The sequence below is a fragment of the Rhodococcus mengyinensis genome (assembly GCF_048381435.1).
Lineage (GTDB): Bacteria > Actinomycetota > Actinomycetes > Mycobacteriales > Mycobacteriaceae > Rhodococcus_F > Rhodococcus_F opacus_D.
Genome location: NZ_JBLWIT010000116.1, coordinates 71,016 through 93,307 on the forward strand (window position 1 = coordinate 71,016; position 22,292 = coordinate 93,307).

Below are 22,292 nucleotides of genomic sequence, written 5' to 3' on the forward strand. Positions count from 1 at the left end.
CACATCGATCGTTTTGTTTGTACCGAGACTCGTATGTACTCGTTGATTCGGACTGAGAGGCCCTGAAACATGCACCGACTCCGTCACGGCGACCATGGTCCGGCCGTTGCTGAGATTCGGGGCACTCTGGCCGGTCTCGGTTTCCTGCACAACGGCATCGCGGACACCCGGCGCGAAGGCACCAACGGTTCGCACTGGATCGCCCCCGACGCCGTGTTCGATCATCACCTGGACAGCGCCGTACGGGCCTTCCAGCAGCAGCGTGGGCTTCTCGTCGACGGAATCGTGGGTCCTGCCACCTACCGGTCCATGAAAGAGGCGTCGTACCGCCTGGGCGCGCGCACGCTGATCTACCAGCTGTCCGCACCGCTCTACGGCGACGACGTCGCCACCCTGCAGACCCGCCTGCAGGATCTCGGCTTCTACGTCGGACGCGTCGACGGCTTCTTCGGACCGCAGACCCACGATTCGCTGTCCTCGTTCCAGCGGGAGATCGGGATCGCCGCCGACGGCATCTGCGGTCCGGCAACCCTGCGGTCGCTCGAGTTGCTCGGCACCCGCGTCACCGGTGGTTCACCGCACGCGATGAGCGAAGAAGAAATGGTTCGCAGCTCGGGACCCCAGCTGAGCGGCAAGCGGATCGTCATCGATCCGGGCCTCGGCGGCGACACCTACGGCACCATCGTCCGGTCCGCGTATGGCACGATCTCGGAGTCCGACATCCTGTGGGACCTCGCCAGCCGCCTCGAGGGCCGCATGGCCGCCACGGGCATGGAGACGTTCCTGTCCCGCCCGCACCACGCCAATCCCACGGACATCGAACGCGCATCCACGTCGAACGCCTTCGATGCCGACCTGATGATCTCGCTGCGCTGCGATGGCAACACCAGCCCGTCTGCCAACGGTGTCGCGAGCTTCCACTTCGGTAACTCGCACGGTTCTACGTCGATGATCGGTCAGGTTCTCACCGGATTCATTCAGCGGGAGATCGTGGCGCGCACGCCGTTGCAGGACTGCCGGACCCACGGTCGCACCTGGGACCTGCTGCGCCTGACGAACATGCCGACCGTGCAGATCGACCTCGGGTACCTCACCAACGACCTCGACGCCGCGGTGCTCTCCAACCCGCGGGCGCGCGACGCCATCGCCGAAGCGATCCTCATCTCCGTGAAGCGTCTGTACCTGCTCGGTCAGGACGATCAGCCGACCGGAACGTTCACGTTCGCCGAGTTGCTCGCCGAAGAGCTGTCTTCCTCCGAACGTTCCTGACGTCTCGTTCCCAAACGCTCAGTGCGCACCGACGGGTGTGCGCTCCCCGATGTCGACCATGCTCACCGTCGCGGTGTGGATAAGACGCTCCAGGGCAGCCTCGACGTCTTCCTTCCACCCGTGATCCCGATTCAGCTCGAGCCGTAGGCGCGGGAACCGATGATGGGGCGCGACGATTTCGAAGCCGTTGTCCTCGAGGAATTCGGCGGGGATCATGCACTCCTCGGGGGAGCACTCGCGGGCCGCTGTGGCTGACGCCATCCCGTGTGTGTCGATCGGCCCGGTTCCGTCGGTGTTGCGGATACCGAACGCCTCGAGCGCGCGAACACCGCGGCGCACCAGATCGGCCACCACGGCTTGGATCAACGTGGTTCCCAGATTCTGTTCTTCACCGGCCGGCTCGAGCCGAAGGCTGGTGAGGAGGACGGCGTCGGCACCGACCGGAGCGGTCGGGAGAAGCTGCGCGCGCGGCACGGTCCGCGGGGGAGCGTAGAGGGCGCTGCCGACCGGCTTGCCGTCCATGACGGCCACCTGTCCGCACGATCCCCATTCGAGCATGACCATGGAGAGCCAGGCTTCCTTCTCGAACTCCTGATCGCAGAATCCGCGCGAACTGTGGATCGCCGCGGGATCCATTTCCCAGAAGACACAGCGACGAGCGTGGGCGGAGAGCTTGTCCAAGCCGTCGAGAGTGAGCGATGTGACGTGAGTCGACACTGGCTAGCTCAGCCTCCATATGTCACTACCGCAGATCATTCGACATCCTCTGGTATTCAACGTTTTTCGCCCCCGATAGTTCTGCTGGAGTCGGTCCGTCAGCGGCCACTGTCACAGTGACGGATCACCCGCGGGTACTTCTACCTCTCTCAGGCGCTCATGAATCGGCCTTCTGTGCCTCCATCATCCCAACGATCCTCTGAAGATCGTCCACCGAACCGAACTCGACCACAATCTTGCCCTTGCGCTTGCCGAGGCTGACCGTGACCCTCGTGTCGAACGAATCCGACAGCCGCTCGGCGACGTCCTGCAGGCCCGGCATCTGGATCGGCTTGCGGCGCTGGGCGGGCTGCGCCGCCTGGTCGTCGCTGCGGTTGGCGAGCGTCACCGCCTCCTCCGTCGCGCGAACAGACATGCCCTCCGCGACGATGCGTGCCGCCATCACCTCCTGCGCGTCGGCTCCGGCCTCGAGCGACAACAGGGCGCGAGCGTGCCCGGCCGACAGCACACCCGCCGCGACGCGGCGTTGCACGGGAATCGGCAATTTCAACAGTCGGATCATGTTCGTCACCACGGGACGCGAGCGACCGATCTTCGCCGCCAGTTCCTCGTGGGTCACCTCGAACTCTTCGAGCAACTGCTGGTACGCCGCGGCCTCTTCGAGCGGGTTCAGCTGCACGCGGTGGATGTTCTCCAGGAGCGCGTCGCGAAGCATGGCGTCGTCGCCGGTCTCGCGAACGATCGCCGGGATCGTCTCCAGCTCGGCTTCCTGGCTGGCACGCCACCGACGCTCGCCCATGACGAGCTGGAACTTGCCGTCGTCGAGCGGACGCACCACGATCGGCTGCATCAACCCGAACTCACGGATCGAGTGGACGAGTTCGGCGAGAGCGTCGTCGTCGAACACCTGACGCGGCTGCTTGGGGTTCCGCTCGATCAGGTCGGGGGCGATCTCCCGGTACACCGCCCCGGTGGGGGAGGGGAGGGGTTGAGCACCGTTCCCGGATTCGCCGTCGGCGCCGTTGCTCCCTCCATTGTTTCCCGTGGACGCGGGAGCGGTCTTCTCGTCCGTCGCAGAGTCCGACGAGTTCGGCGCGGGAGCGGTCAGTACGGTGCGTCGGTCCGCGCCGATCACGACGTCCGCGGCGGCGTTGCCCAGCCCCGGTCCCGTCGTGGTCGGTCCCGTAGGAATGAGCGCGGCCAGTCCACGGCCAAGTCCACCCTTACGCGTCTGACTCATCGCTGCTCCTGCTTCGTGATGTGTGCGGTGCGTGCTGCGAGTTCACGTCCCGCGTCGAGGTAACTCATGGCACCCCGCGAGCCGGGGTCGTAATCGAGCACGGTCATGCCGTACCCGGGCGCTTCGGACACCTTCACGCTGCGGGGAATGACGGCACGGAGGACGGCGTCACCGAAGTGGGTGCGGACCTCTTCGGCCACCTGGTCGGCCAACTTGGTGCGCCCGTCGTACATCGTGAGAAGGACCGTCGACACGTGGAGATCCGGGTTGAGATGTGCCTGCACCAGTTCGATATTCCGCAGCAGCTGTCCCACACCCTCGAGGGCGTAGTACTCGCACTGGATCGGGATCAGAACTTCCTTGGCCGCGACCATCGCGTTCACCGTGAGCAGTCCGAGCGAGGGCGGGCAGTCGATCAGGATGAAGTCGGCATCCACCTCGCCGAGAGCCTTCTCCGAGAGCGCGCCCTTGAGCCGTCCCTCGCGGGCGACCATGGAGACCAATTCGATCTCGGCGCCGGCGAGGTCGATCGTGGCCGGAATGCAGAACAGCCGGTCGTTGTGCGGACTCTTCTGGATCGCCTCCGCAGCCGTCACCTCACCGAGGAGAAGCTCATAGCTGGACGGCACACCGGAGTGGTGGGCGACGCCCAACGCCGTGCTGGCGTTGCCCTGCGGGTCGAGGTCGATGACCAGAACGGTGAGTCCCTGAACCGCGAGGGCGGAGGCGAGGTTGACCGCGCTCGTCGTCTTACCGACGCCGCCCTTCTGATTGGCGATCGTGAGGATCCGCCGTTCGGGCGGCTTCGGCAGACTCACCGAGTGGGGGTGCAGTACCTGACTCGCGCGGTGCGCGGCGGCACCGATCGGAGTCTCCTCGACGGAGATTCCGTTGTAGGGGGCCGTGAATCCGTCGTCTCCGTTCCCGGAGCTCGTCGCCTGGTCGGATTGATGGTCGGTTTCACGTGAAACTGTTTCACGTGAAACGGCGGATTCAGGCCCACCCGACATTGACTACTCCTTCGATTGGGAATCGCTCGTTACTCGACATATTCACTCCCTAGTCACCGTGCACATCGTCATCGACGCTGACGGCGTTTCGGTACACGTTCTGCCCGAACGACAACGGTGGGGACAGGAAGCAGGCCCACTCCGCATTCCACGATATCCAGCTTGCCAGCACCCAACCGAGTCAGGGAAGCACGATCACGGGAAATCTCTTCGGCGGCGCTCGAACCTTTCAATGCGAGCATTCTCCCATGCTCGTGGATAAGCGGCAGCGACCACTTGGCCAACTTCTCCAACGGCGCCACCGCGCGGGACGTCACGACGTCTGCGCCGCCGGCTTCCTTCACCACACCCGACTCCTCGGCCCGGCCCCGGACCACGAGCACGTCCAGACCGTTCGACTCGACGAACTCGGCGAGGTACACCGACCGTCGCAGCAGCGGCTCCACCAACGTGATCCGGAGATCGGGTCGGGCGATCGCGAGCGGGATACCGGGCAACCCGGCACCGCTGCCGACATCGACGACCGACTCACCCTCGGCGATCAGTTCACCGACGACGGCACAGTTGAGGAGATGACGTTCCCAGAGTCGCGGAACCTCCCGGGGCCCGATCAACCCCCGCTCGACACCGTCGGTCGCCAGCGACTTGTAGTAGCGCTCCGCGATATCGAATCGTTCACCGAACACCTGGCGTGCCGCCGCTTGTTCGTCCCATTCGGCCGGCTCTCCACCATTCGGTTCCACGTGAAACATCCTCCCGCGAATAACGCGAAATCAACAAACACAGCTTCTTTATTATCCGCCCTCCGTCACGACTATGTCCCTTAACTCGAACGCGCAACGCCGGAACAGTGTCGAGCCGCACCCCCTTCCGGTGGGGGAGGGGAGGGGTTGGGTTAGTGCACTGTCGGTGAAGCGCCCGTTCGGCTCGGCGGTCCCGTCGTCGCCTCACCGGTGAACCCTCTCTGCGATGGATCTCGCGCACATCTCGTCATCTGGTTCTGCGGAACAGCGGGGCGATCGACGCGCGCATGTTTCACGTGGAACAGGCGACGGATCGCAAGGGGGGTATCTGGGGCCGGCCGTATCCCGGCCCGAGATTGTTCTGCGCCGGTGCGCGCCCGGGACGTTGGTCCGTCTGGTCGCATTCGGCGCGGGCAGTTTCACGTGGAACAACTGTCCTGTGTTTCACGTAGAACAGAACCGACCCCGTCCGTGCATTACCCGGCCGCCGTCCCAACTCGGCAGACGCAAGGGTCCAGCGAATGGCCGACCTCCCAACTACGGCAAAGCCATCCACGCCTACTCGACGCTAGCTCTCGGCAGCTTCACTCCGACGAAGCCCGAGTTCTCAATCATCACAGTGACGAAACTCCCGGGTGTGGTTGGGTGGGTGAAACTACAACCTAAATTACTTCGAAAACGTCCGAAATGGACGGCGCGGACTCCACAAACGCGATAGGTCAGACCGTGGTGTCCGGGAAGGAGTGGTGCTCGTGAGCGACGAGCCAACGACCGTCTTCCTTTCGCAACCCCACTGTGAGGCGGAGCCGGTTCTCCGGATTGTCGGCGAGCTCCGCTTCCATTCCACAGCGGAGGAGCGCATGGGCGAACGCAACATCCTCGCCGGCCGTCACATCCAATGACACCATCTCGAACCTGGCACCCTGCGACTGCCATTCGAAGAACGGCGGCCATGTCTCGCGATACGCATCGATTCCACGAGCGCCCTCGTATGGCGGTGGCACGTCGAACATCACGATGTCGTCGGAGTGGTCCGCGAGAACCCCGGCCATGTCGCCACTGTGCACAGCCTCAGCCCAACGGTCGATCAGATCCCGGATCTGTCGTTCATCCTCGCTCATCATTCACTCCATCCAGTCGACGGCACCGCTTCGGTCGCTTCAATGATGTGGACTTCGAGAAGCATCGAAACTCATCGCACCGAACCACTGACGCGTGAGTGGTATGTCTCGAGACATCGCGGACACTTGCGGATCGTTCCGCTCACCATCGCCGGATGAGCAGAGGAGAGCTTCGATGGACCCCGCATCCTTCTCCACGATCCCAGCAGTCGTCGGCGGCAGGCGAGTAAGCCGATCGCTTCGCCCACAGCGCCCCGACGGATTCACGTGCGGGCGGCCCCCTCAAAACTGAGCGAGGTGCGGCATCCCAATCTTGACCCCCGTCCATAGACCCGGGCTCGAGTCCACTCGGCCTGGGCCGCCGAGGTTGTTGAAAGAGTTCCAGACGATGCCGGCGACCCCACCTACTTGCGGGGGATATCGTCAGCGATTCTCGCTTCCCGCCGCTGATCGATGGGGCGCATCGCCGGGTGGACTCGGCCGCCTCCGGGACGTCCGAGACGGGGAAGAGTCATCTCGTCGAAGCGCTCGCGCGCACGCCGCGATCGAGACCGAGCTGCGGGTGCTCTGGTCCATCCTGGAAACCCTCATCCAGACGGTGAACAAGGCGAAGGTAGACGGCACGATCGGGGGCGAAGGTCGGCGGACCGGTGGCGAAGTTACCCGCCCGCACTGTCCACGAAGTCCTGAGACAGCGCAGTCACGCGACGGTGGCGCACGAAATCTCGCCGCGGACACCCGACCTCTCGGTGGGGGAGGGGAGGGGTGCGTGTTTCACGTGAAACGAAACGAAGCCAAAGTGACGGATGGCGACATACGGATAGCGAAAAGGCGGGGCTCCCGGAGATGGATCCGGGAGCCCCGCCTTGGTGATGCTCTGTGGATCAGTCCTTGATGACGACCACGCGACGTGAAGGCTCGGCGCCTTCGCTCTCGCTCGACACGCCATCGACCTTCGCGACCGCGTCGTGAACGATCTTGCGCTCGAACGGCGTCATCGGAGCGAGCTCCTCGCGTTCACCGCTCTCGAGTACGCGGCGGGCAGCCGAGGAACCCAGCTCGGTCAGTTCGGCGCGACGGCCGGCACGCCATCCGGCGATGTCGAGCATCAGGCGACTACGTTCGCCCGTCGCCTGCTGCACGGCGAGGCGAGTCAGTTCCTGGAGTGCGTCCAGCACCTCACCCTTGCGCCCGACCAACTTGGTGAGATCGTCTCCACCGTCGATGCTGACAACAGCACGGTCACCCTCGACGTCCAGGTCGATATCGCCGTCGAAGTCGAGTACGTCGAGCAGCTGCTCCAGGTAGTCGCCGGCGATTTCCCCTTCCTCGATCAGGTAGTCGTCAGAATCGGAATCCACCTCGGTGTCCGGGTTCTGCGTCGTTGCAGTCACGTCTGTCTCATCTCCGTCCACTGCGATGTCAGGCTCACTAGCCATGCTCGTTCTCTTTTCTGAATCAGCGCCGCTTGCGCTTGGGGGACTTTCCGCGGTTGGACTGGGGGCGGGCACCAGGCTTCGGCTTCGACGTACCCGCAGCCGAACCGTCACCACTCACCTGATCGGAGGCGCTGTCTTCGTCGACGCCCTCGACGATCTCCGGCTCGTCCGCTGAGGAAGAACCGTCCGTTGCGGTCGCGGACTTCTTCTTTTTCTTGGTGAGATCGGGACGTGCACCGGGCTTCGGAGCGTTGTCCGCCCGGCGTGCGATGGCAGCCTGCTTCTTCTCTTCCTCTTCTTGGTCGATGCGACGGAAGACGATGTGCTGCTGCGCGTACGTCCAGATGTTGTTACTCACCCAGTACAGGAGGATCGCGATGGGGAGGAACGGACCACCGACGAGCACACCGAGCGGGAAGACCCACAGCGCGAGCTTGTTCATGATCGCGGACTGCGGGTTGGCGGCGGCCTCGGGGCTCTGCCGAGCCACAGAAGCGCGCGAGTTGAAGTGGGTCGCGATGCTGGCGATGACCATCAGCGGAACCGCGACAACGGCGATGTTCAGCACGGTGGGGATCGGGCCGTAGGCAGCAAACGCGTCGAGCTGTTCCTTCGGCATGGTGATCCAGGCCGAGATGGGAGCGCCGAACAGTCGAGCACTCAGGAAGGACTGCACGTCCTCGACGCTGAAGAAGTAGTTCGGCGTGTTCGCGTTCGCCTCGACCGACATGCCGAGCTGCCCGAATCCGGTGCCGGTGCGGTTGAACGAGCGAAGCACGTGAAACAGGCCGATGAAGACCGGAGCCTGCGCGAGAACCGGGAGGCAGCCCATGATGGGGTTGAACCCGTGCTCCTTCTGGAGCTTCTGCATCTCGACGGCCTGACGCTGGCGGTCGCCGGAGTACTTCTTCTGCAGAGCCTTGATCTGCGGCTGAAGTTCCTGCATCTGGCGCGTCGTGCGAACCTGCTTCACGAACGGCTTGTACAGCACGGCACGCAGCGTGAACACGAGGAACACCACGGAGAGTGCCCATGTGACACCGCTGTCCGGCCCGAGGAAGGGAATGGCACCGAATATCTTGTGCCAGACCCACAGGATCCCGGACACCGGATAGTAAATGAAGTCGAGCACGGCTCTATGTACTCCTCTGTTCGTCCACGTTCGCCGGACAGCAACGACGGCCACCCGCATGACGGTCGCGACGGGCAGGGACCGGGTCCCACCCACCAGGGTGCCAGGGGGCACACTTCGCCAACCGAACCACCGTCAAAAAAAGGCCTTTGATCGCCCCGTGGGTACGCAGGGATTCCACCGCGTACTCGCTACAGGTCGGCATGAACCGGCAGGTCGGCATCCTCAGGGGCGACACATACGTCCGGTAGAGCTCGATGAAGAAAATGAGAGTGCGCGCCGGTAACGCACGGACCGACTTCCACGCGGAAGAGGCCGAGGAGGTGGCCTCGGCCGTGTCGGCGCGCGACTCGTGGAGTGCGCTTTTCATGCGGAGGTACTCACGGGTGCAAGAAGGTCCAATCGAAGGAGACCTGCACGAAGTTGCTTCTCCAGGTCCCGGCTACTTGCAGTCGCAGCTCCCGGAAGAGCCCGAATCACCACATCGGTTCCCCGTGGAACCACGTCCACGAGGTCGATGCAGATATGACGAAGCCGGCGTGCGACTCGATGTCGAATCACCGCCGGCCCGACAGCCTTACTCACAACCAGTCCGAATCGCGGACCGCCGCTACTCACCAGCTCATCTGCCTGCGCACGGTCGAATGCGTGCACAACCAGGTCGCGTCTTCCCATCCGACGACCACGTCGCACAGTCAACGAAAAATCTGAATGACGACGCAATCGGTGCGGCTCAGGCAACACCCCGAGCTCCCGAACCCAGTGTCGGGATCAGGCGGTGAGAGATTCGCGGCCCTTACGGCGACGCGCCGAAACGATTGCACGACCCGCACGGGTCCGCATACGAAGACGGAAGCCGTGAACGCGCGCGCGGCGTCGGTTGTTCGGCTGGAACGTCCGCTTGCCCTTGGCCACGGTCAACACTCCTCGAAGTTCATCGACGCCTCCCGGCGTCATGGATCTAACATTGGCGAAAACTCAGGTGTTCATCCACAGGGTGGGGATGGAACGACCCCGAAACTGGACTCGAGCCAGCACGAAACCGCCACCTCACCACAGGGTGACTGTTCGAGAGTACTTACCACTCACGGTCAGGTCAAACTCGCTCACCTGCGATTCCCCCGCGAATCGGTTGACCGACACGCCGAGGATCGACAAATGCTTGCACCCCAACTTCCAATGTGCCAAACCGCTGTGAGGTTGCCGACACTGTTGCTAGCGTCTATGCATGGTCTCGCCGATGAACCCTGATCGAGTGCCCGGCTCTCGACTTCACCGTTCTCATCTGCATATTCACCACAATTCATCCACAGGGCACAGATGGTGTGCCGCTTCGGATCGCCACGAGGGTTGTTGACACCCTTCACTTCCCGGGTCCGTGAACCCGCTCATCCAGGTTTCGCATGCATAAGCGCAGGTCAGCGCGCTGGATCTGGACTCCTCTCCATGCAACGGCGTCTCGACAGGGGGCATCTGCACTTTGTCCACATCTGTGGATAATTGTGTGGAAACACAGTTCAGATGGCATATTCGTAGGTCCGTACGGGGTCCATCCTCAGGTCGGGGAAGTTACCGATTCCACCTCGACGACGGCACCGACACTCGACTCGGCACCGCTGGCGCCGAGTCCGCGAACACACTGGGGAGGAACCACGTGAACGACGATCCGAATGCGCTCGCACGGATCTGGATCGACGTCGTCGCAGACCTCACATCCGATTCGCCCGGCGGCGATCTGCCGCCGCTGACGAGGGGACAGAAGGCGTGGTTGGCGCTCGTCAAACCCCTGACGCTCGCACAGGGCTTCGCGCTCCTGTCCGTTCCGTCGCCCTTCGCGCAGGAGGCGATCGAACGGGATCTCCGTGAACCGATCCTCCACGCCCTCGGCCGGCATCTCGGTGAGCAGGTCGAAGGCCTCGGTGTGCGTATCGCGGCCCCGGTCGACGACGAGCCCGAATCCGATCCGCCGAGCCGGGACCACCGGCCCGAGCCGGAACCTCTCCACACGCCTCGCCACCTCGAGCCCTCCGTCACCAGTTCCGGATCGTTTCGCAGGCGCCGGTTCGGTTCCGGAGAGGATCAGCCCTACTCCGACACGACGGACTTCGAGGAAGTCGACGACGACCGCGAGGCCCTCGCCAGCGTCCACGAATCCTGGCCGTCGTACTTCACGAAGCCCCCGTCCGGCCCGGCACCGTCGGCGACCGGGGGGAACAGCCTCAACGCGAAGTACACATTCGACACCTTCGTGATCGGCTCGTCCAACCGATTCGCCCACGCCGCGGCGGTCGCCATCGCCGAGGCGCCGGCACGCGCGTACAACCCGTTGTTCGTGTGGGGAGCGTCCGGCCTCGGCAAGACGCACCTCCTGCACGCCGCCGGCCACTACGCCCAGCGGCTGTTCCCGGGGATGCGGGTGAAGTACGTCTCCACCGAGGAATTCACCAACGACTTCATCAACAGCCTCCGCGACGACCGCAAGGTGGCGTTCAAGCGCCGCTACCGCGAGACCGACGTGCTGCTGGTCGACGACATCCAGTTCATCGAGGGCAAGGAAGGTATCCAGGAGGAGTTCTTCCACACCTTCAACACCCTGCACAACGCGAACAAGCAGATCGTCGTCTCGTCCGACCGGCCGCCGAAGCAGCTGGCGACACTCGAGGAACGACTGCGTACCAGGTTCGAATGGGGCCTGATCACCGACGTTCAGCCGCCCGAACTCGAGACCCGCATCGCGATCCTCAGCAAAAAGGCCCGAATGGACCGGCTCGAGGTGCCCGACGACGTCCTCGAGTTGATCGCCTCCCGGATCGAACGCAACATCCGGGAACTCGAGGGTGCCCTCATTCGTGTGACGGCGTTTGCGTCCCTGAACAGGCAACCCCTGGACCTCACGCTCGCCGAGGTGGTGCTGCGCGACCTGATGCCGGACTCGTCGAGTCTCGAGATCAATGCGGCGACGATCATGGCGGTCACCGCGGAGTACTTCAACATGTCCATCGACGACCTCTGTGGCCCCGGTAAGGCACGTCCGCTGGCGTCCGCCCGCCAGATCTCCATGTACCTGTGCCGCGAGCTCACCGATCTGTCCCTGCCGAAGATCGGGCAGACTTTCGGCCGCGACCACACCACCGTCATGTACGCGGACAAGAAGATTCGCAAGGAGATGACGGAGCGGCGGAAGGTCTACGACCAGGTCCAGGAGCTGACCGCCCGGATCAAGCAGCGCTCCAAGAGGTAGTCACCGACACCTGCCTCCCCTGTGCCCCTGGTAGCTCGCCTACCGGGGGCACAGGTCGTTTCGCGGGGAACCGCAGTCTCGCGGGCAACTCGAGGGGCTCCTCGAGCCGGTCCTCGAGGTTTGGCTCGAGCGGGTCCTCGAGGCACCGCTCGAGGGTCTACTCGAGGCTTGCGCGAACCCCCGCCGACACGACACGCCGATGCAACACGCCGACGCCGGGACCTGGGATAAAGCATGCACACCTGTGGATAAGTGTGGGGATGAGGTGGAATCTCTGTGGACAGAACGTGCAGAACTTTGAACAACCTCGAGTAGTCCACATGGGTGCCGGATTGGTCCTCGAGTTTGTCCTCGAGAATTCCCCACACGACGACGCGGACGGACCAGCGGCTACACGCCTTCGTCCACAGATTCCACAGGACCTAATAGTACTTCTCATTAATTCTTATAAAAACCTCTTTGAAAACAGGGTTGGGGACAGCGTCGGTTCACAGGCCTCGGTCGGCGACTCGAGGACGCGACGGTTCCGCTTTCAACTTCGTCCTCGAGGGCATACGGTTATGCATCGCCGCTCTGTGAAAGACTGCAGTGCTGTGGTCACGGCCCGACCGTGGCGAACAACCGTGCCTACCGAGAGGAACAACCCGGCGATGGAGCTTGGAAGCCTGAAGTTTCGTGTCTCCCGGGAAGAATTCGCTGATTCAGTGGCATGGGTCGCTCGCAGTCTGCCGTCGCGGCCTCCTGTCCCCGTTCTCGGCGGCGTTCTCCTGGACGCGACCGAGCAAGGGTTGACGGTTTCCGGATTCGACTACGAGGTATCGGCCCAGGTCAGGGTCGCAGCCGAGGTCGGAAGCGCCGGCCAGGTCCTCGTCTCCGGCAAGCTTCTCGCCGACATCACGAAGTCGCTTCCCAACAAGCCGGTCGACGTGACCCTCGAAGGCACCCGCGTGCTGATCACGTGCGGAAGCGCCAAGTTCTCCCTGCCCACCATGCCGGTCGAGGACTATCCGCAGCTTCCGCAGCTGCCGCAGCAGACCGGCTCGATTCCCGCCGACGTGTTCTCCGAAGCGATCAGTCAGGTGGCTGTCGCGGCGGGCAAGGACGACACCCTGCCGATGCTGACCGGCATCCGCGTCGAGATCGAACGCAACGCGATCGTGCTCGCCGCCACCGACCGGTTCCGTCTCGCAGTCCGTGAACTCGAGTGGTCGCCGGCGAACCCCGACACCACCGCAGCCGTCCTCATCCCCGCAAAGACGCTCTCCGAATCGGCGAAAACGCTTGCAGGAGATGCCACTTCGCCGGTCGAGCTGGCGCTCGGTTCGGGTTCCGCGGTCGGCAACGACGGGCTCCTCGGCATCGTCAACGACGGCCGCCGCACCACCACCCGGTTGCTGGACGCCGAGTTCCCGAAGTTCCGGCAGCTGCTGCCGTCCGAGCACACGGCACTGGCCACCGTCGAAATCGCTCCGCTCGTCGAGGCGATCAAGCGTGTTGCCCTCGTCGCCGAGCGCGGCGCGCAGGTCCGCCTGCAGTTCTCCACCGAGGGACTTCTCCTCTCCGCGGGTGGCGACGATGCGGGTCGCGCAGAGGAAGGCTTGAACGCGGTCTTCCAGGGTGAGCCGCTCACGATCGCCTTCAACCCCGGCTACCTGATCGACGGACTGTCCTCGCTGCACAGCGAGCAGGTGCTGTTCGGTTTCACGACCCCCAGCCGCCCCGCCGTGCTGCGCCCGGCCACCGAGGACGAGATCGAGCCCGACGATTCCGGCAACTTCGCGGCGCCGGAGAGCGCGTACACGTACCTGCTGATGCCGGTGCGTCTCCCGGGCTGACGGTTTCGCGGAAGCGAAACCAGCACTGCCGAACGAAATCTCACGAGTGGACGGAGATCACGATGCAGATCGGGTTGGTCGGGCTCGGAAAGATGGGATTCAACATGCGCGAGCGGTTGCGCGCGCACGGGCACGAGGTGGTCGGTTACGACCCCCGCCCCGAGGTCACGGATGTGGCGTCGCTCGCGGAACTCGCGACACGACTCGAGTCTCCCCGAGTCGTGTGGGTGATGGTTCCGGCGGGAAAGATCACCCAGGACACGGTGACCGAGCTGTCGTCGGTGCTCGAGACCGGCGACCTGGTGATCGACGGCGGCAACTCGAGGTACACCGACGACAAAGTCCACGGTGAGCTGCTGGGTTCCCGCGGCATCGGCTACCTCGACTGCGGTGTGTCCGGCGGAATCTGGGGACTCGAGAACGGCTACGGCCTGATGGTCGGCGGATCGGAGGCGGACGTCGAGCGGGCGCTGCCCATCTTCGACGCTCTGCGCCCCGAGGGTGAGCGCGCGGACGGCTTCGTCCACGCCGGCCCGGTCGGTGCAGGCCACTACGCGAAGATGATCCACAACGGCATCGAATACGGGCTGATGCAGGCGTACGCCGAGGGCTACGAGCTGCTCGAGGCGGAAGACCTCGTCACGGACGTCCACGGTGTGCTGCGCGCGTGGACCAAGGGCACAGTGGTCCGGTCGTGGCTGCTGGAGCTGCTCGTCAAGGCATTGGGTGAGGATCCCGATTTCGCCGAGATCTCCGGTTACACAGAAGATTCCGGTGAGGGTCGTTGGACCGTACTCGAGGCGATCGACCATGCCGTGCCCGCACCGGTGATCTCGGCCGCGTTGTTCGCGCGGTTCGCGTCCCGTCAGGACGATTCCCCCGCGATGAAGGCCGTCTCGGCGCTGCGCAACCAGTTCGGTGGTCACGCCGTGAAGAACGCGGCAGGCGAGGCAGAAGCCGGTTCTGGAACGTAGGTGTTCGTTCGCGCACTCTCGCTCAGAGACTTCCGTTCCTGGGACGCTCTCGGTCTCACCCTGCGTCCGGGCTGCACCGTCTTCGTCGGACCCAACGGTCACGGCAAGACGAACGTGCTCGAGGCGCTCGGCTACCTGTCGACCCTGTCGTCTCATCGGGTCAGCTCGGACGCCCCGCTGATCCGGACGGGTACCGGTCAGGCGTTCGCCGGGGCGACCGTCGTCAACGCCGGCCGGGAATTGACCGTCGATCTCGAGTTGAACGAGGGCAAGTCCAACCGGGCACGAATCAACCAGTCACCCACCCGGCGGCCGCGAGAGATTCTCGGGATTCTGCAGACGGTGCTGTTTGCGCCGGAGGATCTGTCGCTGGTCCGCGGTGACCCGGGGGATCGGCGACGCTACCTCGACGAACTCCTCACGGCCCGTATTCCGCGGATGGCGGCGGTGCGCGCCGACTACGACCGGGTGCTGCGGCAGCGGTCGGCGCTGCTCAAGACCGCGGGCGGCGCGTTGCGACGGGTGTCCCGCGGCAGCGGCCGCCCGAGCGAAGACGGCGCGAGTGCCCTTGCCACGCTGGAGGTCTGGGACGGACATCTCGCCGCACACGGCGCAGAGCTGCTCGCCGGGCGGCTCCACCTCGTCCACGATCTCGCTCCCCACCTGGCCGAGTCGTACCAATCGCTGGCGCCGGAATCGAGGCCCGCGAGCATCCGCTACCGCTCGAGTCTGGGCTCCTCGCTGCCACCGGAGTTCACCGAACCGGCTCGAGTGCCCGAGGCGGGTGACATCGCGTTTCTCGAGGAGCGATTCCTTCAGGAGCTGTCCGTGATGCGCTCCAAGGAAATCGAGCGGGGTGTGTGTCTCGTCGGACCGCATCGTGACGATCTCGAACTGCACCTCGGCGACACCCCGGCGAAGGGATTCGCGAGTCACGGTGAGTCGTGGTCGTTCGCGCTCTCGTTGCGGCTGGCGGGATTCGCCCTGCTGCGCTCGGACGGCAGCGATCCCGTCCTCATGCTCGACGACGTGTTTGCCGAACTCGACCGTCGTCGACGGCGCGCACTCGCCAAGGTCGCGTTGGACGCGGAACAGGTCCTGATCACAGCCGCCGTGCCGGAAGATGTTCCGGAGGAACTCGACGCCGTCCGATTCGGTGTGGAGGCCAGCGACACCGATCGAGGGCGGATATCGCACATCGTGGAAGAGCCGGAGGACCGCAGTGACGGATGATCTCGAACCCACCGCACCGGCTGCGGCCCCCGAACCGGAGGTGAAGGGAATCGACCTCGCCCGCCGCGCCCTCGAGGAGGCGCGTGCCGCGGCGAAGGCGAGCGGAAAATCCGTCGGTCAGGGCCGCCGATCCGGAACCGGTGTCCGGGCCCTGCGCGCCCGGCGTCGACGCGGATGGTCGGGTCCGGGACCGGACGACCGCGATCCGCAGCCGTTCGGTGCTCTGACCAACGCGATCGCGAAACAGCGCGGCTGGTCGCCCAAGGTGTCCGAGGGGACGGTCCTCGGTCGGTGGGTGCAGGTGGTCGGTGAGGACATCGCCGCGCACGCCGAACCGACGGGGCTGCGGGACGGGATCCTGAGCGTCTCCGCGGAGTCGACGGCCTGGGCGACGCAGCTTCGGATGATGCAGTCGCAGATTCTCGCGAAGATCGCCGCGGCCGTCGGCGACGGCGTCGTGAAGTCGTTGCGGATCACCGGTCCGACCGCTCCGAGCTGGCGAAAAGGGGAACGGCACATCCGGGGGCGTGGGCCCCGGGACACGTACGGATAGGCCGGAGCGGACGTTCGGTTCCTGGTTTTGTCTATTACCCGGTGTTACAGTTACTCCAGGTTTTCGAGTGAACTGTGCCACAGGCCTCCGTCGTGGCGCAGCCGCCGGCACGAAGGAGTAACGAGATGTCCGCCCCGACTGCACCCCGGAACGCGATCCCCGAACCGGACCACATCCTGTTGCAGGCCAGGAACGTGGAGTTCGACTGGTCGAACCTCCCCATGCACTGGATCCCGGGCGACCCGTTCAGCACGCACGTCCTCAACGTCCTGCACCTCCTCCTGCCCGCGGGCGAGGAGTGGTTCGTCGAGACGTTCAAAGAGGCACTGCCGCTGATCGAGGACGAGCAGCTCCGCGACGACGTCGTCGGGTTCATCGGCCAGGAGGCGATGCACGCCAACGCCCACACCGGCGTCCTGGTGCACCTGAAGGAGAAGGGTCTCGACCCGACACCCTTCACCGAGCAGATGGAATGGACGTTCTCCAAGATCCTCGGACCGCGACCGCTCACCGGTCTGCGCGAAAAGAACTACCTGATCGAGCGGCTGGCAGTCATCGCCGCCATCGAGCACATCACCGCGTTCCTCGGCGACTGGGTGCTCAACGCCGAGGGACTCGACCGCTCCGGCATGCATCCGACGATGCTCGATCTACTGCGCTGGCACGGCGCCGAGGAGGTGGAGCACCGCTCCGTCGCATACGACGTCATGCGGTACTTCGACAAGCGTGAGTCCCGGCGGATCCGCACCCAGGTGATCGTCACCCCGGTGATCGTGTGGCTGTGGGTGCGCGGCACCCGTTTCCTCATGCGCAACGATCCGGAGCTCGCCCAGTGGTCGGAGCACCGGCGTAAGCCGCACCTGACCGATTTCTTCGCGGCAGGCAAGCGCGGCACCCTCCCGACGGCCCGGGAACTCGGCAAGCGGATGTCGACGTACTTCACGCGTTCGTACCACCCGAGCAACGAGGGTTCGACGGCGCAGGCCGTGAAGTACCTGGCCTCCTCGCCCGCGGCTCAGGCGGCCGAACGATGAAGCTGTCTCAGGTGCGGGAGGTGCTCACCGGGCAGGGCCTGCCCCGCTACGACGCTCCCCCGGACATCAAGGGGCGACCGCGCCCCGACCGCGCCATGCGGATCACCGAGGCCGTGGCCGCCAAGTACCTCCGCGTTCTCACCGCATACGAATACAACCCGGGCGTCGCCGGTCACAACCCGGACGTGGCGATGAAACTGGTTGTCTCCCAACGCGACGTCGTCGCACGGGACGAGAACGTCGTCCAGTTGCGGTTCGAAGCCGAGGACGGTGCGGAACTGCCTGCGTGGCAGCCGGGTTCGCACCTCGACTTCCACCTTCCGTCCGGGCTGCGACGTCAGTACTCGCTGTGCGGGGACCCGTCCGACCGCACGGGCTACAGTGTCGCCGTCCGCCGGATCCCCGAGGGCGGTGGGGGATCCCTCGAGATGCACGCGCTCGAACCCGGCACCCCGGTGACGGTGCGCGGGCCCCGCAACGGGTTTCCCTTCGTCGGCGAGGGGAGTGCGCTCTTCGTCGCCGGCGGAATCGGTATCACGCCGATCCTGGCGATGGTCCGGGCGGCGCGCGACCTCGGAATGGACTGGCAGTTCGTGTACTCCGGCCGGTCGCGGGAGTCGATGCCTTTCCTCGACGAGATCGAAACATTCGATCGGTCACGGGTTTTCATCCGACCCGACGACGAGTTCGGTCTGCCGACCGCCGGGGAATTGCTGGAGCGTGCCGCGCCGGGCGGCGCCGTCTACTGCTGCGGACCGACACCGATGCTGGAGTCGGTACGCCGCGCGTTCCCCGGAAGCCCCGCCACCGCATTGCATTTCGAACGCTTCGGGGCACCGCCGGTGCTCGACGGCACCGAATTCGAAGTGCAGCTTCTCAGCACCGGTGAGGTGCTCACCGTCCCCGCCGACGAATCCGCACTGACGGTGATCAAGAAGACGATGCCCGGAGTGGGGTACTCGTGCCAGCAGGGATTCTGCGGCACCTGCCGGGTGAAGGTGCTGTCCGGAACCCCGGATCACCGCGAGACGCGGCTCACCGACGCCGAGCAGGAGAACGAGATGCTGATCTGCGTGTCCCGCGCCGACAGCGGCCGTCTCGTCCTCGATCTGTAGTTCCCACCGTCGATCCCGTACCCGAACCCGCACGACCAGAGGACCCCACCATGACTCCATCCACATCCGGTACCGCCCGGCGGATCACCAACGGTTCCGTCGAACTCGCCGTGTTCGAGGAGGGCAACCCCGACGGCGAGACGATCGTGCTGGTGCACGGCTGGCCCGACACCCACGACCTGTGGAACCGGGTGGTGCCGTTCCTGACGGAACGGTTCCGGGTGGTCAGCTACGACAGCCGCGGCGCAGGCCGGAGCACCGTGCCCACCCGGGTCGAGGACTACCGACTGCCCGCCCTGGCCGGCGACCTGTTCGCGGTGATCGACGCCGTCAGCCCGGGCCGGCCGGTGCACGTGCTGGCCCACGACTGGGGATCGGTGGAGGCGTGGGAGGCGGTCTGCGAACCGGGAGCCCGCGCACGGATCGCGTCGTTCACCTCGGTCTCCGGGCCCAACCTCGATCACCTCGGCAAGTGGATGCGCCGTCGCATCTCGGACCGCAGCTTCGGCGGGCCGCTCGCGCAGGCCGTCGCGTCCGGCTACACCGTGCTGTTCCAGATCCCGGGGCTGGCGACGCTGCCGCTGCGGCTGTGGTTCTCCCGGCACTGGCCGGCGTTCCTGAAGTTCTTCGACCGCCTCGACCCCGCGCTGGTGCATCCGGCGCCGACGCTGGCGGACGACATGGTGAACGGTCTCAAGCTGTACCGCGCCAACATCCGGACGAGTCTGCTGAGGCCGCGCGAGCGGCACACCGACGTCCCCGTCCAGCTGATCCTGAACAAGAACGACAAGGCGGTGCGGCCCGTCGGCTACGAGGACACCGAGAAATGGGCGCCCGACCTGCGGCGTCGAGAGGTCGACGCCGGGCACTGGTCGCCGATCTCGCACGCCGAGGACATCGCGCAACTCGCCGCGGAGTTCGTGCTGGACATCGAGGACCGGCGGTGGGCGGATCTCCCCGACGGCCCGTCCGAGAGCGCTTCTGCCTAGGTTTTCACTCCCGAGACGCCCTGAAAATTCGTCTACGGGGCGCTCAGGGGTGTCATAGCCCGCTCCTGGCGCTGACGTACCAGTAAGATGGCCGAGGTAACTAGCGGCAAGATTCCCGATTCTCGTCTCCCGCGTGCCCGACCAGGGCGGTGGGCGCCTGCGTCGGGCATTGGACGGAGAAGGAGAGCTACCCACCCGTGGCTGCCCAGAAGTCAGACAAAAGCACCTCCAGCAAGGACTACGGCGCTTCTTCCATCACCGTCCTCGAGGGACTCGAAGCTGTTCGTAAGCGACCGGGTATGTACATCGGTTCCACCGGTGAACGCGGTCTCCACCATTTGATCTGGGAAGTCGTCGACAACTCCGTCGACGAGGCCATGGCCGGCCATGCCACCAAGGTCGAGATCACCCTGCTCGAAGACGGTGGCGTCCAGGTCGTCGACGACGGTCGAGGCATCCCCGTCGGGATGCACGCCTCCGGTGTCCCCACCGTCGAGGTCGTCCTCACCCAGCTCCACGCCGGCGGCAAGTTCGACTCCGACTCCTACGCCGTGTCCGGCGGTCTGCACGGTGTCGGTATCTCCGTCGTCAACGCGCTGTCCACCCGGCTCGACGTCGACATCAAGCGTGACGGCTTCCAGTGGAACCAGACGTACACCGACTCGAAGCCGGGCGAACTCGTCAAGGGCGAAGCCACCAAGGAGACGGGCACCACGGTCACGTTCTGGGCCGACCCGAACATCTTCGAGACCACGGTCTACAGCTTCGAGACGGTCGCGCGCCGCCTCCAGGAGATGGCCTTCCTCAACAAGGGCCTGACGATCACCCTCACCGACGAGCGCGTCAGCGACGCCGAGGTCACCGAAGAGGTCGTCAGCCAGGTCGCCGACGCGCCGAAGACCGCCGAGGACGAGTCCGCCGAGGCGCAAGCGCCTGCCGTGCACAAGGTGAAGACCCGCGTCTACCACTACCCGGGCGGCCTCGAGGACTACGTGCGGCACATCAACCGCACGAAGCAGCCGATCCACAACTCCGTCGTCGGATTCACCGCGAAGGGCACCGGCCACGAACTCGAGATCGCGATGCAGTGGAACTCCGGCTACTCGGAGTCGGTCCACACGTTCGCGAACACCATCAACACGCACGAGGGTGGCACCCACGAAGAGGGCTTCCGTTCCGCTCTGACGGCGACGGTCAACAAGTACGCGCTCGACAAGAAGCTCCTCAAGGAGAAGGACCCGAAGCTCACGGGTGACGACATCCGTGAGGGTCTCGCGGCGATCATCTCCGTGAAGGTTGGTGAACCGCAGTTCGAGGGTCAGACGAAGACGAAGCTCGGTAACACCGAGGTCCGGTCATTCGTCCAGAAGGCGAGCAACGAGCACCTGTCGCACTGGTTCGAAGCGAACCCGGCCGACGCGAAGACCATCGTGAACAAGGCGGTGTCGTCGGCGCAGGCCCGCGTCGCCGCCCGCAAGGCCCGCGAACTGGTGCGCCGCAAGAGCGCCACCGACCTCGGCGGCCTGCCGGGCAAGCTCGCCGACTGCCGGTCCAACGATCCGAGCAAGTCCGAGATCTACATCGTGGAGGGCGACTCCGCAGGCGGCTCGGCCAAGTCCGGCCGCGACTCGATGTACCAGGCGATCCTGCCGCTGCGCGGAAAGATCATCAACGTCGAGAAGGCACGCATCGACCGTGTGCTGAAGAACACGGAAGTCCAGTCGATCATCACCGCGTTCGGCACGGGCATCCACGACGAATTCGACATCGCGAAGCTGCGGTACCACAAGATCGTGCTGATGGCCGACGCCGACGTCGACGGCCAGCACATTGCAACGCTGCTGCTCACGCTGCTGTTCCGCTTCATGCGGCCCCTCGTCGAGCACGGCCACGTCTACCTGGCGCAGCCCCCGCTGTACAAGTTGAAGTGGCAGCGCAGCGAGCCGGAGTTCGCGTACTCCGACCGCGAGCGCGACGTCCTGGTCAAGGCCGGCCTCGAGTCCGGCAAGAAGATCAACAAGGACGACGGCATCCAGCGTTACAAAGGTCTCGGCGAGATGAACGCCAAGGAACTGTGGGAGACCACGATGGATCCGACGGTGCGCGTCCTGCGTCTGGTGACGCTCGACGACGCAGCCGCAGCCGACGAGCTGTTCAGCGTTCTCATGGGTGAGGACGTCGAGGCCCGGCGAAGCTTCATCACCCGTAACGCCAAGGACGTCCGCTTCCTCGACGTCTAGGTATCCGGCACAAGAGATTACGGATGTCATGCAGCCACCGGTGGTCGGAAGACCCCGGTGGCTGCACCCGTCTGGGCCGGTTGCGGGACCGGGTCGCGCAGAAATCCGTCCTCGACTGTGAACCGCGATTCTGTGTAGCCTGGTCCGCTGATCCACCCCGCGACGGCAACGTCTGGGATCGGTGGTGCGCATGTTACTTGGAAGTAAGGATCGGGGAATTTCTGTGGTAAGAACGTTCCCCATGGGGATGTGATGAACTCGTTACATTCGGAAATCGGTGCGTCGGGCAGCGCTGCGCACAGCGCAACTGATCGATCACTTTCCTCTGTCGACGCGTGTCGTCCGGACCGGTACGACTGTCCCGCCGCAGGCGCGGTCACGAGCACAGAGCGACAAGCTATGAGTGG

Annotated in this window: 20 protein-coding genes; 10 read left to right on the forward strand and 10 right to left on the reverse strand. The window is 65.0% G+C overall.

Annotated elements, in window-relative coordinates; genetic code table 11:
- Window positions 1-69 precede the first annotated feature (69 nt).
- Window positions 70-1,269, forward strand: a complete 1,200-nt coding sequence (locus tag ACNJ7E_RS25805; protein ID WP_005560831.1) for an N-acetylmuramoyl-L-alanine amidase — start codon at window positions 70-72, stop codon at window positions 1,267-1,269.
- Between the two features lie 18 nt (window positions 1,270-1,287).
- On the opposite strand, the gene ACNJ7E_RS25810 is transcribed toward ACNJ7E_RS25805, so the two are convergent.
- The 10 genes from ACNJ7E_RS25810 to rpmH form a co-directional block, all read right to left on the reverse strand.
- On the reverse strand, window positions 1,288-1,986 hold the full coding sequence (locus ACNJ7E_RS25810; protein WP_280783056.1) for a GNAT family N-acetyltransferase: 699 nt from the start codon (window positions 1,984-1,986) through the stop codon (window positions 1,288-1,290).
- Between the two features lie 157 nt (window positions 1,987-2,143).
- Window positions 2,144-3,226 carry a ParB/RepB/Spo0J family partition protein gene (locus tag ACNJ7E_RS25815; RefSeq protein WP_105416920.1) on the reverse strand — a complete coding sequence of 361 codons (1,083 nt, stop codon included), beginning with the start codon at window positions 3,224-3,226 and terminating at the stop codon, window positions 2,144-2,146.
- Window positions 3,223-4,236, reverse strand: a complete 1,014-nt coding sequence (locus tag ACNJ7E_RS25820) for a ParA family protein (RefSeq protein ID WP_005560835.1) — start codon at window positions 4,234-4,236, stop codon at window positions 3,223-3,225. Before ACNJ7E_RS25820 ends, ACNJ7E_RS25815 begins: the two co-directional genes overlap by 4 nt.
- A 68-nt stretch (window positions 4,237-4,304) precedes the next feature.
- Window positions 4,305-4,988: a 16S rRNA (guanine(527)-N(7))-methyltransferase RsmG gene (gene rsmG / locus ACNJ7E_RS25825; protein WP_005249117.1), complete on the reverse strand. Its 684-nt coding sequence runs from the start codon at window positions 4,986-4,988 to the stop codon at window positions 4,305-4,307.
- A 710-nt stretch (window positions 4,989-5,698) separates the two neighbouring features.
- Window positions 5,699-6,103, reverse strand: a complete 405-nt coding sequence (locus ACNJ7E_RS25830; protein WP_418341263.1) for a nuclear transport factor 2 family protein — start codon at window positions 6,101-6,103, stop codon at window positions 5,699-5,701.
- Between the two features lie 881 nt (window positions 6,104-6,984).
- Window positions 6,985-7,539: a Jag family protein gene (locus ACNJ7E_RS25835; RefSeq protein WP_005249113.1), complete on the reverse strand. Its 555-nt coding sequence runs from the start codon at window positions 7,537-7,539 to the stop codon at window positions 6,985-6,987.
- A gap of 19 nt (window positions 7,540-7,558) precedes the next feature.
- Window positions 7,559-8,671 (reverse strand): membrane protein insertase YidC, encoded by a 1,113-nt coding sequence (gene yidC / locus ACNJ7E_RS25840; protein ID WP_418341264.1) that lies wholly within the window; start codon window positions 8,669-8,671, stop codon window positions 7,559-7,561.
- Between the two features lie 4 nt (window positions 8,672-8,675).
- Window positions 8,676-9,041, reverse strand: a complete 366-nt coding sequence (yidD, locus tag ACNJ7E_RS25845) for a membrane protein insertion efficiency factor YidD (protein WP_280783059.1) — start codon at window positions 9,039-9,041, stop codon at window positions 8,676-8,678.
- Window positions 9,038-9,415, reverse strand: a complete 378-nt coding sequence (gene rnpA, locus ACNJ7E_RS25850; RefSeq protein ID WP_280783060.1) for a ribonuclease P protein component — start codon at window positions 9,413-9,415, stop codon at window positions 9,038-9,040. The genes yidD and rnpA overlap by 4 nt, the downstream gene beginning before the upstream one ends.
- Window positions 9,416-9,442: 27 nt before the next feature.
- Entirely contained in the window at window positions 9,443-9,586 is a 144-nt protein-coding gene (gene rpmH, locus ACNJ7E_RS25855; RefSeq protein ID WP_005263481.1) for a 50S ribosomal protein L34, read from the reverse strand.
- A gap of 739 nt (window positions 9,587-10,325) precedes the next feature.
- Here rpmH and dnaA point away from each other — a divergent pair.
- The 9 genes from dnaA (at window position 10,326) to gyrB (ending at window position 21,885) form a co-directional block, all read left to right on the forward strand.
- On the forward strand, window positions 10,326-11,912 hold the full coding sequence (gene dnaA / locus ACNJ7E_RS25860) for a chromosomal replication initiator protein DnaA (protein ID WP_011596259.1): 1,587 nt from the start codon (window positions 10,326-10,328) through the stop codon (window positions 11,910-11,912).
- A 650-nt stretch (window positions 11,913-12,562) separates the two neighbouring features.
- On the forward strand, window positions 12,563-13,747 hold the full coding sequence (gene dnaN, locus ACNJ7E_RS25865) for a DNA polymerase III subunit beta (protein ID WP_005249107.1): 1,185 nt from the start codon (window positions 12,563-12,565) through the stop codon (window positions 13,745-13,747).
- A gap of 62 nt (window positions 13,748-13,809) precedes the next feature.
- Complete coding sequence (gnd, locus tag ACNJ7E_RS25870) at window positions 13,810-14,721, forward strand: phosphogluconate dehydrogenase (NAD(+)-dependent, decarboxylating) (RefSeq protein ID WP_418341265.1); 912 nt, start codon at window positions 13,810-13,812, stop codon at window positions 14,719-14,721.
- Window positions 14,722-15,954 (forward strand): DNA replication/repair protein RecF, encoded by a 1,233-nt coding sequence (gene recF, locus ACNJ7E_RS25875; protein ID WP_418341266.1) that lies wholly within the window; start codon window positions 14,722-14,724, stop codon window positions 15,952-15,954.
- A complete protein-coding gene (locus ACNJ7E_RS25880) occupies window positions 15,944-16,507 on the forward strand; it encodes a DUF721 family protein (RefSeq protein WP_005249104.1) in 564 nt (187 codons plus the stop codon). The genes recF and ACNJ7E_RS25880 overlap by 11 nt, the downstream gene beginning before the upstream one ends.
- 125 nt (window positions 16,508-16,632) lie before the next feature.
- Window positions 16,633-17,541 carry a metal-dependent hydrolase gene (locus tag ACNJ7E_RS25885; protein ID WP_280783065.1) on the forward strand — a complete coding sequence of 303 codons (909 nt, stop codon included), beginning with the start codon at window positions 16,633-16,635 and terminating at the stop codon, window positions 17,539-17,541.
- Window positions 17,538-18,656, forward strand: a complete 1,119-nt coding sequence (locus ACNJ7E_RS25890; protein ID WP_105416938.1) for a PDR/VanB family oxidoreductase — start codon at window positions 17,538-17,540, stop codon at window positions 18,654-18,656. Before ACNJ7E_RS25885 ends, ACNJ7E_RS25890 begins: the two co-directional genes overlap by 4 nt.
- A gap of 50 nt (window positions 18,657-18,706) precedes the next feature.
- The gene (locus ACNJ7E_RS25895; RefSeq protein ID WP_418341267.1) at window positions 18,707-19,645 is read left to right on the forward strand and encodes an alpha/beta fold hydrolase; all 939 of its coding nucleotides are present in this window, start codon (window positions 18,707-18,709) and stop codon (window positions 19,643-19,645) included.
- Window positions 19,646-19,842: 197 nt separating this feature from the next.
- Window positions 19,843-21,885: a DNA topoisomerase (ATP-hydrolyzing) subunit B gene (gyrB, locus tag ACNJ7E_RS25900; protein WP_105416942.1), complete on the forward strand. Its 2,043-nt coding sequence runs from the start codon at window positions 19,843-19,845 to the stop codon at window positions 21,883-21,885.
- The last annotated feature ends 407 nt before the right edge of the window (window positions 21,886-22,292 follow it).

Excerpts from the sequence above, each read along its gene's own strand:
- ACNJ7E_RS25815 (WP_105416920.1), bottom strand. The coding sequence starts at position 3,226 with ATGAGTCAGACGCGTAAGGGTGGACTTGGCCGTGGACTGGCCGCGCTC.
- gnd (WP_418341265.1), top strand. The coding sequence starts at position 13,810 with ATGCAGATCGGGTTGGTCGGGCTCGGAAAGATGGGATTCAACATGCGC.
- dnaN (WP_005249107.1), top strand. The coding sequence starts at position 12,563 with ATGGAGCTTGGAAGCCTGAAGTTTCGTGTCTCCCGGGAAGAATTCGCT.
- rsmG (WP_005249117.1), bottom strand. The coding sequence starts at position 4,988 with ATGTTTCACGTGGAACCGAATGGTGGAGAGCCGGCCGAATGGGACGAA.
- ACNJ7E_RS25830 (WP_418341263.1), bottom strand. The coding sequence starts at position 6,103 with ATGATGAGCGAGGATGAACGACAGATCCGGGATCTGATCGACCGTTGG.
- yidD (WP_280783059.1), bottom strand. The coding sequence starts at position 9,041 with ATGAAAAGCGCACTCCACGAGTCGCGCGCCGACACGGCCGAGGCCACC.
- ACNJ7E_RS25805 (WP_005560831.1), top strand. The coding sequence starts at position 70 with ATGCACCGACTCCGTCACGGCGACCATGGTCCGGCCGTTGCTGAGATT.
- ACNJ7E_RS25890 (WP_105416938.1), top strand. The coding sequence starts at position 17,538 with ATGAAGCTGTCTCAGGTGCGGGAGGTGCTCACCGGGCAGGGCCTGCCC.
- ACNJ7E_RS25835 (WP_005249113.1), bottom strand. The coding sequence starts at position 7,539 with ATGGCTAGTGAGCCTGACATCGCAGTGGACGGAGATGAGACAGACGTG.
- ACNJ7E_RS25820 (WP_005560835.1), bottom strand. The coding sequence starts at position 4,236 with ATGTCGGGTGGGCCTGAATCCGCCGTTTCACGTGAAACAGTTTCACGT.
- ACNJ7E_RS25885 (WP_280783065.1), top strand. The coding sequence starts at position 16,633 with ATGTCCGCCCCGACTGCACCCCGGAACGCGATCCCCGAACCGGACCAC.
- ACNJ7E_RS25895 (WP_418341267.1), top strand. The coding sequence starts at position 18,707 with ATGACTCCATCCACATCCGGTACCGCCCGGCGGATCACCAACGGTTCC.